Raw genomic sequence first — 12,044 nt, 5'->3', positions numbered from 1 at the left:
CTTTTTTGTATATGTGCTATAAGCTCCCCTACAAATTTTCTATTGACACTTACTTATCTTAACTTATATTGAGCTTATTATCCTAGTTTTTAACTAATTTATTATTATATTTTTTGAGTAATTATTGCTTTTTCTGTTTGGGTATTACTTTGGACTTGTAATAGTTGAGAGTCGCACCTTTAGTAATAAAGGTAGTGCGCTTATTTTATTGCTTCCAGAAAAATAACTTCAATATTTAAACTGTATGCCATCAACGCAGATAGATTGAGCACTCCTCTCTTAAAGCTATCTTACTTTTTTCAGTTATGCCACATTTTTTACGACATAAGGTAGTGGCATGAGAAAGATTTTAATGTTCTTCCTTTTAGGAAGAAACAGAAGATTATATTCCGAGTTCAAGAAAAAAATCGACTAGTCAACTTTAATTCTAAATAAGAGATAAGTTAATTATTTAAAGTATTAAAAAATTGATGGCAGTAAAATTTAACTTTGATTTTATTACACAATAGACAGGAGTCTATGATCTTAAAAGTAATCATAGAGATTTTTTTTGTAATTTTGATACGGCTTTTTTGAAGAAGTATTAAAATAAAAATTAATGTATTTATTCACTCTAATTAACTTGCCTAAACAAAATTATAATAATTATTATTTTATGTTTAAAATATCCTGAGTACCTTAATTCCTTAAGTTTATCAAAAAGGTAGAATAAAATTATTTGCTAAGTATATAAAGTATATACTTATCTACTATTGAGGTTAGTTGATCTAATCTCTCTACGAAAATAAATTGCTTTAGTTAAACCAAATAAACTAATCAAAAACCAAGCAATTTCTATGATGCCCGAAGCTAAATTCCAGGAAAAATATAAAGATATTAAAATAAATCCTGAACCTATAAAATTTAAAAGGGAATAACTAATACTGGTTTGATTAAGCTTATTCATTTGTAACAAACAATAAGCTAATAAAACCATCAAGACTCCACTAATGCCTATAATGTTGAAGGATTCAGATAAAAATTGAATTAGATATCTCATTTATCATAACATACATTCGACATTATAACCGGCATATTTCCGTATATTAATCACTCCAGTATTTAAAATAAGATACTGCCCTTTAATTCCTAAAAGGAATCCCGTAATGGTGGGTGTTTTTTCAAATGAAAGGGCTTTTATTTGATTCGGATATTCTAAAACAGGGTACTTTAATCGAGTGACTGAGATTGTTTTGAGTTTTTGTACATCTCCCTCTTTAAATTGATTAATTACTTTGACAAGAGAGAAGTTGGCTTTTTTTAGCACGGCATCTCGTGCAGAGATCAAATCCATTTCTTCAATATCATTTCTTAACATTCTCCGCCAATCCGTACGATCAGCAATGAAAGCTTTTAAATTAACTTCTATCATACCTGCTTGATAACGATTTTTCGTATGTAAAATAGGAATCCCTTGAATGGCGCCTTGATCAATCCAGCGTGTAAATACCTGCGTTTTTCGGGTAATACCTACTTTTAAACCTGAAGAATTTGCTATATAAACTACATGATTTTCATGACAATGAACGTGAGCCCAATCTCCAATAAAGCACCCTTCTTTTTCTATTCGACAACGTTCCGGATGAATAATACAAAGATCACACTCTTGTAGTCGCCTCAAACAAGGGAAACAAAATCCTTCCTGAAAACTTTGATTAGTTTTACGCCCGCATTGAATACAAAAAATTGATCCTGTATAGTTAAATGAAATAGATTTACCTAACCAATCATTCAATAAAATTTCACCATTGTCCTGAATTAAGTAATACTCAATAGGAGCTTTAAGAATACTTTTTAATTTTTTTAAATGAATATTAATTTTCATTTCTTTTAAAGAAAATATACTCTTCTACAGGCTTTCTGCCAATAAAATTTTCTTATATAATTTATAATTCGTTTGATGAGGTCTGGAGAGCAGGAGTGATACCAAATACAATCGAGATAAAACAATAAACTCTTAACACTACTACACTTCTAAAGAATTCAGTTTTGTTCAGTAAATTTCTATTGCATTCATTAAATTTCATTTAATTAATTGTCTTTTTTTCAATATTTTTATGACCCTAATTTTATATTCTCTGGAGAGAATTACAGTTTTCTTTGATTAGAAGATCAACATCATAAAAATATGATGACAAATTTATTTAACTTTAAAACTCTTACTTTAGATAGTAAGTTTTTATTCTCAAGCATTCTTATTACTTGTTGTTTCCTTGCTATTATACCAAAGGAAATTTTAATATAAAAATTTATTTTTAATTTTTGATACTTATAACTAAAATTAAGCATTTACTGAAGAGGAACTTGATTTTTAGCTGTAATTTTAAGATTTAATAACATTGTTTTATTGCCAAAAAGTAAAGAGTGATTTATATTTTATGATGTATTTATAGCTATTTAAAGGAATAGCTACAATTTCAATATCTTACTCCCTTAAATTAAATAAACTAAATGTTTTAGGATGTACTAAAACGGCTGCTTGATAATCTTCTTTTTCTAAAAGTCCCTAAAGCTTTTTCTTTACACTCTTCATGTACAATAAAACTCTCATTTCATAAAATGAGATCAACCCCTTTTTTTAGGGGGAGAATGTAATTTTAAAATATCGATTTGGGTATCTCCATAAAATCTTTTTATTTTTATTGTATTCCCTCCTGCTTGCACTACTACTGATCTGTTATAATAGATGATCACTTTATATAATATCTTTTACAATCAAGGTGTTTATCATAAAATCAGCAAAATTAATAACCATGAGAAGGGAAAGATTTAGGCAATAGGGAAGTTCCTACTTTTTTCATTATCATAGTAGGCATTAAAATAATTCGTTTTTCTAAGGTTTTCTAGAGTTAATATTTAGATACTTTTACCCATAAAACTGCACATCAGAAATAACTATCATAGCATCCTTAACCATGCCTCTTTATGATGCCTCTTCAAACTTGAGTCATAGAGGTGATGTGATGGGGCTCCCACTAAACCTACAACCGCAAGGAAGCATCTACAAAACTGGCTCTGTTATTATGTATTAACAGTTGAATTTTAACATACAGTGTAATCATGTATAACGTAACTACCACAATATTTTCCATTGTAAGTAAATCAATACTACCTATAAACTCAATAATACCTACAATATTTTGATTAAATTTCAAAATCAATGTTAATGAAGAGACTATTTATTTTTATGGAAGGTGAGTGATGTGTTTTCTATATCTCTCACTTACCGATTTACACTATAAATCTCACTAAAACCCTTCTCTATTAAAAATTAAACGCTTGATTAATTACTTCTCATTCCTTGATATAAATCAAGTAAACAAGTATATTTTTGGTTATTTAAAAATATTCTTTCAGTTTTGATATTTAATATCGAGAAAAATTAGCAATATGAAATTCTTGATAAGTTTTTTGATCACACACATCACTAATTACAATGTCTTTATTATTGATTCATTACTTAAGTTTGTATAGTGTTTTATCTACTTAACTGTTTAAGTTAAACAGTATAAATTATAGTAAGTTTTTACACACGCTCAATCTTTTCTGTCGCAAAAAGGTAATCTAGCCACAAATTGGATAAAATTTCCTGAGTCCGGTTCTGAGAAAGACGTTCTTCGATATTTTTAATATCCACCAATTCCATAGGCTGATATTGCCAAGAACAAGCATAAACAGCTTTTGTCCGCTTCCCTGTACTAGGATCAATTTGCCATTGCAGGCATTGAGCACATACCCCTTTCATCATGCATTGCATTGGCCCATAAACCGAAGTGACAAATTCTGTTTCAGGTTTAAAATATTCTTTTAATGGCCCCTCTCGACCTTTTTGAACTTGTCGAAGAAGATGAGTCGAACCTATTACGTACACACAATCTATCGTCTGAAGCGGAAGGTATGCTTTTTTGATTGCGTAGCGGCGCAAAATCGAAATCAGTTCTCCCTGAGTGGCTCTATCTTGGGATCGTCTCGGTTTTATTTTTACACCCTTTCGGGTTACCCACAAAATAACATCACTTACCGCCTCTAATTCTTCTTGGTAGGAAAGCTCATTAGCTGTTTCCATTAAAGCCACATAGAACACTCGATGTCCTGCTTTCCGTAATGTAGGCCCTAAAGAGCATAAATGTACAGCAGCCAGAGACCCCCCAATAATCATTATATTTTTTTGGCTTTCTGTGAAAATTTTGCTATAACAACCTGTTGGGCCCATAATGGAAATTGGCTGGCCCGGTTTCAAGGTTGCTACTAATCGAGAGCTTGCACCGCGCTCTAAAACCATAAAACTTACTACGTCTCGATCGAAATTTTGATTCACAGGAATCATTGCTAAGGCTTCTATTTGTAAACGTGTATCACCAACAAGGGGTGAGAAAGATTCAAAATTCTGCAATCGATAAAATTGGCCTGCTCGAAAGTTACGGGCTGCCATTAATGCTCTAATTCGGCATTCCACCATAGTAGGAGAATGTCGTTGAACCGCTATCACTTTCGCTTCAAAAAGGGTAGCCATCTGCTCACGAAATTTAGCATATTCAATTACGTTTCCATTAAACTGATGATATTCAAGTGATTTGATAATTTTTGGATAAGTGCGCTTAGCGGAGGCAATAGCTTTCACTACACTTCCATGGAAAACGGGATGTGTATCTCCTAAAAAACTTACTCGATGCTCGCCCTTTTCATAACTTGTAAAAGGCCCAAAATCCTTAATTTTACAATGACCTTCTTCAGTAACTTCTTTTAATTTATGATCTTTGAATTCAAATCGTTTGTAATTAAACCCTTCACGAGAGAAAATATCTTTATGCTCATAAGCATACGCAATATTAGGTTTAGATCCAGTAGCCACGAAAATAGATCTGGCAGGCAAAATTTTATCTTCATCTGTTACCCAAACTCCTTTTTTATCTATAACACGCTTTTGACATACTAAACTGATTACCCAACCTTGAGCATCTAATTTTATTGCTTTTGGTTCTAAACCCTCAGCGTAATAAATACCTTCTTCTAAGGCCTTTATTATTTCTTCGTGGTTACGTTTATAAGCAGGAGATTCTTCCATAGTTCGGCGATAAACTATGGTTACTCCACCCCATCCTCGGAGAAGCTTTACTAAATTAGGTGGTCGATCTTCTTCTTTTGCTTTCAGACGCTCTTCACCCACAACTCGCCCGTGATTCAGAAATTCATCTAAAATTTTTAATGAAAATTGATCAAAATGAGATCTTACAGCTTCTTCTCCAAAAAAATTACTGAGCTTGTCATATCGTTGAGTTATTTTTTCTACTTGAGCAATGTAATATGATTGAACTTCCGTGGCCGTATCAATGGCGGTTAATCCCCCTCCAATTACTACAGCGGGCAAACGCACTTGTAAATTAGCCAAGCTTGAAGATTTAGCGGCACCACTTAATTGAAGTGTCATTAAAAAATCGTTAGCTTGACGCATCCCAGGAGCTAAGCTATTTGGAATCTGTAATTCACGCGGTAAACCAGCCCCCACAGCTATTGCTAAATGATCGAAACCCAGACGCCATACATCTTCAACCAATAAAGTACCGCCGAAACGAACACTACCAAATAATTGAAAATAAGGACGCCTTAATAAGCTAATGTAAATTAGCTTTAAGAAATTTTTATCCCAACGTACAGTAATTCCATATTCGGAAACTCCACCAAAACCAGTTATTATCCGATTATCCAACCGCTGTTTTAGATCCACATAATTTCGAATAGGCTCAGTAATAAGATCAGAAGACAAGGGTTCAATCTTTAAACCATCGGTTCCCACAACGGCAAATCCTTCCATCAAAAGAAAATGTGCCAATGTAAAACCAGCAGGCCCCATCCCCATAATCAACACTTTTTTCCCATTATAAGCTTTAGGTAAGTATTGTTCTTGCCGTAAAGGATTCCAACGTGTAAGTAAATCATAGATCTCAACCCCCCAGGGTAATTCCAATACATCCATTAAAACTCGTGTTTCAGTCTGAGGAATATTAACAGGCTCCTGTTTTTGATAAATGCAAGATTTCATACAATCATTACAAACGCGATGCCCCGTAGCTGGGCACATAGGGTTATCAATCATCACAACAGCTAGAGCGGCTATTGCATAGCCCTGTTTTTTTAGAACATGCATTTCTGAAATTTTTTCATCTAAGGGGCATCCTGTTAAAATTTCACCTAAAGAATTAATTTTTAGCTTTTGATTTAAATTACTTTTTTTTAATGGAAATCCTTTGGAACAAAAATCCCCGTTAGTCTTGTGACAATAAATACAGTAATGAACATGGGCCATTGCTTCACGCCGTTCCATCCGCGGATCGGTTAGACTAAAGCCATCTCGATAACGACGTAATGCCACCGGTCCCTCTAAACGTCCTACTGAATCTTCAGGAAGAGTAACTGTTTGTACTAAATTTTCATAATTTAGATGTTGATGTAAATGAAAGCTTATCCATCCTTTTACTGCATTTTTTCCTTCTAATTGAGTTAAAGCGGCAACACACCAGGAAGTAAGTTTTTTAATAAATACTGCATTATCTTCAGGGGCTTCTAATAACTGCTGTCCCCATTGAGCAATAGCCAATTCTCGATCAGCTTTATTCAATCTATTTTTTTCTAATTGATCAGTGACCCATTGGTCTAATGATGCAAAATTTTCTATTAAATCTGCACTTTTAAGTAACCTACGTGCTTGACGTAAAATATAGAATTTTTTAAAAGCAAAAATGGTATTTTCTTTTAAAGTAGCCACACGCAAATAGTTAACTGACTGCTCAATTGAAAAAAAATCTGCAATAAAAGTTTCTAAAAAAGGCCCACAGGCAATGATTAACTCGCTAATCTCTTGAGATTTTAAGAGTTCTTTTTTTCGATACCGTAGAAGTTGTTCGCTTAAAAATTTATCTTTTGTTTTAAGAAAAATTAGAAAAGCAGCATCCAGATTTACAAGCCCATTTATTGTAAATAATTCCGGAAACTTGAATTCTTTCAGAAACGGCGGTAAATCACTCATAGAAAGTACATCTATTTCATTTTATAATCTAACTTTAACTCATTAGATACTACATGTTACCAAATGTTACTAAAGCATATGTTTAGAAAGAAAAATCATTATCAAAAAAGTTCAGGAGCGTATATTAGCGAAATTGATCAGCGTTTAGCCAACTTTAATCAAAACCACGCATGGTCAGCTACGCAGCTGGCTGAAATCACCAAACATAAACGAATTTTTCATTTACGAAATTCTCCCTGCTCCGCTATAAGAATAAAAACTTTATGGGATTTCGAGTAAAAATTACTATAAACCTTCCAGCAATTGCATTAACTCTCCGCTTTTGAAGAGTTCGTTAACGATATCACTTCCACCAAGAAACTCTCCATTAATATATAGTTGGGGGATAGTAGGCCAATTAGAAAAATCTTTAATTCCTTGACGAAGCTCAGATGATTGTAAAACGTCAAAGCTTTTAAAGTTAACTCCACACTGACGCAGTATATGAACCACACGTCCCGAGAAACCACATTGAGGAAAGTCAGGTGTTCCTTTCATATATAACACAATAGGGTTAGTTTTTACTTGTTGCTGAATTTCTTCTTTAATACTCATTATTGAACCTAATTTTAATGAACCTATTTAATAATTCGAAAGGTATATTTTTAAGAAAAGGGCATTAATATTCTATTTCATAGAATTCCTCATCACATCGTTTACGATGTGATGAGGAGCTTACGTTACTTTTAACTAATAAAAATAGCATATAAAATCATTACTTTAAAATACTTGCCCGATCTCCCCCGTAGTAAAATAACTTGTCTCTGAATCAATTAACCTCGCTTTAATTCAACTTTTGATATTATCTGCAGTTACCATAAAGCTCACTAAATTTTTTTAGTTAGAAATACAGCTTTTAATTTTAAAGAAACTGATAGGTTTTATTATAGCGTTCTTTACATTATAATTCTCTCTTTAAGAGGAAACTATAGTAATATGACTTTTATTGTAATTGATAATTGTATACGTTGCAAGTATACAGATTGTGTTCAAGTTTGTCCCGTAGATTGTTTTCACGAAGGTCCCAACATGTTGGTGATCGATCCTGACGAATGTATTGATTGTAATCTTTGCGTTCCAGAATGCCCTGTTGATGCTATTTTTGCTGAAGATGATTTACCTCAAGAAAAGCTATCTTTTCTAAAACTCAATGCAGAACTTGCCAAGCAATGGCCTATTATTACTGCTAAAAAAGAACCTCCAGAAGATGCTGATTCTTGGGTTGATACCCCTGAAAAGCTTCAATATTTAGAGCGTGAATGGTCGGAATAAAAAATAAAGCACAGTTTTCTCTCACTACTAAAGAAAACTTTATTAAGGAGACTACCTAAGGAGAATACCTTTGAAAAATACTACTTATTTTATTTGTGCTCACTCATTTCAAGTGAGCTCTTACTTATAAAGAGTATTTAGCCTCTATCTAGCCCGGTAGGTTAGTAAATTACCATTAGGGATCATGATTTTAATTAATAGAAATTGGGACCCATTGTTGATGGGTAAAATGTATTATACTTTTCATCCACTTTACATTGTGGTTTAGTTTTTACAAGGAAGTTTTGTAATGGATTAATAATAGATTATTAATTGACTTAACTAATACAAGAGTTAACTAATGAAAGAATAAACTATTTTAAAGACTAATTAACTGCCTATTTTGGAGACTAATTGTCAACAACCTTTATTACCAGAAAGTACTAAACCTATACATAACACTAATAGAACAGCAGAAACTTACTATTTTCAGAACTCATGGAAATATATTTGTATCTTAACAGAACTGTGGCTAAAACAATTTTTTTCTTATTTTCAAGGTTTTGTTTTCCTAAAATTAGACAAAAATCATTACCATTAAGAAATTTATCAAAAATCTTATCTGTTAATTATAGCGCTAATAAAGCGATTTTAAGTAGTCAGTTAAAAAAATTAATATACGATTTCTAGTAGCATTTAAGATATTTTATCTATTCTCCTATTGAGAAATAAAATTGTGGAATGCGCATCAAGGAGCTTTTAAAGTCATTAGTAAAACAATAAGAATAAAAAATAGATAAGCAGTGTCTTAAAAGAAAAACCCGTAACCAGGTTTGATCTCTTAGATAGCTTAATCTTTATGTAATCCTTTAAAGATACCAGCTACTTCAACACCAAGAGAAATAGAAAAAATAAAACAAAGAAAATCATCAAAGGGAAAGCAATAAAAACTGATACTAAAAATATTAAAAAGAGGTTTATGCACAAAAAAATAATGCAATAAAATTACTTAGGTTACTTAGGAAGTAACCAATAAATAATCAATAAGAACTAATAAAATAACAATTTTGGATAAACTAATAATAATTTAAAGTAGATATTCTGCATGCTTGCATGAATTTTATTGGTATTCTATTAAACATTTCATTGGATTCATACAAAGCAACCCCCCACCGATAAATTTCTAATAAAATGATAATAAAAAATAGAATCAAATTAATTAACGGTAGGAAGATATACTTCTTAAATGTGAATACAGATTTTAATAACAATAGCCCAGTAGAATTACAGAAAATATTTCTTTTTTAAATAACTCCGTAATATTTTAAAACTGGTTAATTAGATAGTACAGGAAGCCCTTTTCTTAAGGCTATAATTTCTTAAGGCTATAAACTCATTGGTAACCTACTCTGAGGCAAAATCAGTTACTATATTGTTGTGTTGCTTCAGGTATTTTAAAGTTTTAGAATTATAAAGTTTGTATTATTTCCTTCGTATCTACAAAAATTGAATTACTTCGTTTAGAAGTCGTAATATTGATCGAAAAGCTTCCAACTTTCTAGGAATTGTATTTTCATAAACACTCTTCAAATGATTGGCTATCGACGATAAACAAATATCCAATCAAAAACTTAATTGGCTAATTTAATGGAGTTCCCACAGGTATTTTAAAATCTACTACAGTCTTATTAATTAAGACCATAGAAAATCTTCATCCGTTTTAAACATCGATTATCTTATAATAAAGGATCAGGAGCCTTTGTTGACTTTTTTAACTTTAATTAAAGGTAGTTTTTATTACTAGGTTAAAAAATGAATACCTAATAAAATTATTCTGAATTTTTTAACACTAAAATCAACCTTACTTAAAAAAAGACTAGATATGTTTGTTTCTAAAATGGCTTCTAATTTTAATTGAAACTTAATTGATTTAAAGAGATTCTATTTTAATCTTCAGTCTTTCAATACAACTTTAGTAATTAAATTTGCGGTATGAATTATGAATCCTCTTTTCTATTTCAGGTGATACATTGCTTTTTGAATTCATCAAAACATCCCAATTTCTTTTTGTAAAAAAATAAACTTTCCTAATAACTGTAACTAGTTTTTCGACAGATGAATATGTTTTAAAATTACCTGTATTCTCTAAAAAGCAGACTAGCAGTAATATTACTGCTCATCACACCCAAACCAATTACGTGAACTTGATTGTGTTCATAACGAATATTTTGTAGTTAGTAAAATTTCAATTTCTTTCTCAAAAAGAAAGTCAACACCATATTAATACTATTTACTCTCAGCATTAATTTAAAAATAGATTTAGCTTCTATGAAATAAACCTCTTAAATAATTAATAAATTTTATCTCATTATTCACGATAGCATAAAGAGCAAGATACAGTTCGATCACTTTCTTAGTTTAATTTTTATAAAATACTATTTTTGCGCCTAACCAGGGTTGTAACCAATTAACATTTAAAATAAAATGAAAGACTGTCCTATTCTCTAAAATAATCAGAAAATAGATTTTTATAAATTAAAATAACGACTTTGGCGCGATCACCTGATAGCGACTGCTAAAGCACTTCTATACCACCACCTAATAAAAAACCACTAATCATAGAAAATATTGTTATCAAAAAAGCTTCTAATTTATCTATTACCACAATTAAGCTTAGTGAATAAACTTAAAAGATTATGCTTCGTTTTAAAATCTACAAATTAGTTTAGATCAAAACCGGTAATACATTCTTTTGATTTCTGGATAATATAATAACTGGCTTTAGTTTTTTTATTTATAAGTAAATCAAAAATGTAATTAAATTCTCTAAAAAATTTTTGATTCATAGAATGATATAGAGGTATCATCGTAACTAATGATCAGTCAATAAATTTCTTCATCGTCTATTTTCATTCACTAATATTTATAAGTTTTTTAATTATCATTATTCTATCTTTAATAACATGATCTGCCTTTTACGTCCTTTCTACTACAAAGAAAAAAGCTGTAGTGCCCATTTAGCTTTTTTATTTTTTAACATTCTCTTATGCATAAAGCACTAAGCGCAAATTACTCTTCATGAGTTACCACCAAGTAACCAATGGTACTAGTAGCACCATCCATATTGAATGTTTTCATTCAAATATTCAACAGATTTTTCTAATTCTAAATACCTTTGACAAAACTCATCATTTTTATATGCCGTTATAAAAGTAAATACGATGCTTGAAAAGACTTTATTAATTTTGTAATAATTACTATCTTTGTAGGGTTAATGGATTACTTTATAATAAAAAGTTACTACAAAAATAGGGATAAATTTTATTACCTTAGCTTCTAGAGCAACTACCATCCCAATTGTATATCTTATTCGCGCTATAAAACAGGTAAATTATATTTTTTATAGATTTTTTACCCGTACTATAATAACTAGATTAACTCCATCAAAGTGACCTACGCATATTTCTATTAGTTACTTAGCTAACCAAATTTAGGATAAAAAGTAAGCTTTAAGTTTTTTAAATTTCACTAATTTTTTATTTTAGGAGTATTTTTAGTAGCATAGATAGGAATAATTTCGTTAAGATAATCTTTCTCTATGAACTGAAGCTAATCCATTAATAGCTTCACAAATAATCTCTGTTTATTTTTTCGTGTCTTATATTAAATTGATAAATAAAAATTGCCGCAG

6 protein-coding genes are annotated in these 12,044 nt (G+C 30.8%); 2 read left to right on the top strand and 4 right to left on the bottom strand.

What is annotated here, in order from left to right; genetic code table 11:
- Positions 1 to 742 precede the first annotated feature (742 nt).
- The 3 genes from CLERM_RS04215 to CLERM_RS02000 form a co-directional block, all read right to left on the bottom strand.
- Positions 743 to 1,039 (bottom strand): CBU_0592 family membrane protein, encoded by a 297-nt coding sequence (locus CLERM_RS04215; protein ID WP_102156932.1) that lies wholly within the window; start codon positions 1,037 to 1,039, stop codon positions 743 to 745.
- Between the two features lie 3 nt (positions 1,040 to 1,042).
- Positions 1,043 to 1,864 (bottom strand): DUF2797 domain-containing protein, encoded by an 822-nt coding sequence (locus CLERM_RS02005; RefSeq protein ID WP_102156931.1) that lies wholly within the window; start codon positions 1,862 to 1,864, stop codon positions 1,043 to 1,045.
- 1,701 nt (positions 1,865 to 3,565) lie between these two features.
- On the bottom strand, positions 3,566 to 7,063 hold the full coding sequence (locus CLERM_RS02000) for an FAD-dependent oxidoreductase (protein ID WP_236905104.1): 3,498 nt from the start codon (positions 7,061 to 7,063) through the stop codon (positions 3,566 to 3,568).
- Positions 7,064 to 7,141: 78 nt separating this feature from the next.
- Here CLERM_RS02000 and CLERM_RS01995 point away from each other — a divergent pair, with 78 nt between their 5' ends.
- Positions 7,142 to 7,342 (top strand): CBU_0585 family protein, encoded by a 201-nt coding sequence (locus CLERM_RS01995; protein ID WP_102156929.1) that lies wholly within the window; start codon positions 7,142 to 7,144, stop codon positions 7,340 to 7,342.
- Positions 7,343 to 7,348: 6 nt separating this feature from the next.
- Here the strand turns inward: CLERM_RS01995 and grxD are convergent, their stop codons facing one another.
- On the bottom strand, positions 7,349 to 7,657 hold the full coding sequence (grxD, locus tag CLERM_RS01990; protein ID WP_102156928.1) for a Grx4 family monothiol glutaredoxin: 309 nt from the start codon (positions 7,655 to 7,657) through the stop codon (positions 7,349 to 7,351).
- A gap of 381 nt (positions 7,658 to 8,038) precedes the next feature.
- On the opposite strand from grxD, the gene fdxA reads away from it, so the two are divergent.
- A complete protein-coding gene (gene fdxA / locus CLERM_RS01985) occupies positions 8,039 to 8,374 on the top strand; it encodes a ferredoxin FdxA (RefSeq protein WP_102156927.1) in 336 nt (111 codons plus the stop codon).
- The last annotated feature ends 3,670 nt before the right edge of the window (positions 8,375 to 12,044 follow it).

The organism is Coxiella-like endosymbiont (genome assembly GCF_002871095.1).
GTDB lineage: Bacteria > Pseudomonadota > Gammaproteobacteria > Coxiellales > Coxiellaceae > Coxiella.
This window is presented reverse-complemented; position numbering and strand designations above follow the sequence as displayed.

Excerpts from the sequence above, each read along its gene's own strand:
- fdxA (WP_102156927.1), top strand. The coding sequence starts at position 8,039 with ATGACTTTTATTGTAATTGATAATTGTATACGTTGCAAGTATACAGAT.
- CLERM_RS02005 (WP_102156931.1), bottom strand. The coding sequence starts at position 1,864 with ATGAAAATTAATATTCATTTAAAAAAATTAAAAAGTATTCTTAAAGCT.
- CLERM_RS02000 (WP_236905104.1), bottom strand. The coding sequence starts at position 7,063 with ATGAGTGATTTACCGCCGTTTCTGAAAGAATTCAAGTTTCCGGAATTA.
- grxD (WP_102156928.1), bottom strand. The coding sequence starts at position 7,657 with ATGAGTATTAAAGAAGAAATTCAGCAACAAGTAAAAACTAACCCTATT.
- CLERM_RS01995 (WP_102156929.1), top strand. The coding sequence starts at position 7,142 with ATGTTTAGAAAGAAAAATCATTATCAAAAAAGTTCAGGAGCGTATATT.
- CLERM_RS04215 (WP_102156932.1), bottom strand. The coding sequence starts at position 1,039 with ATGAGATATCTAATTCAATTTTTATCTGAATCCTTCAACATTATAGGC.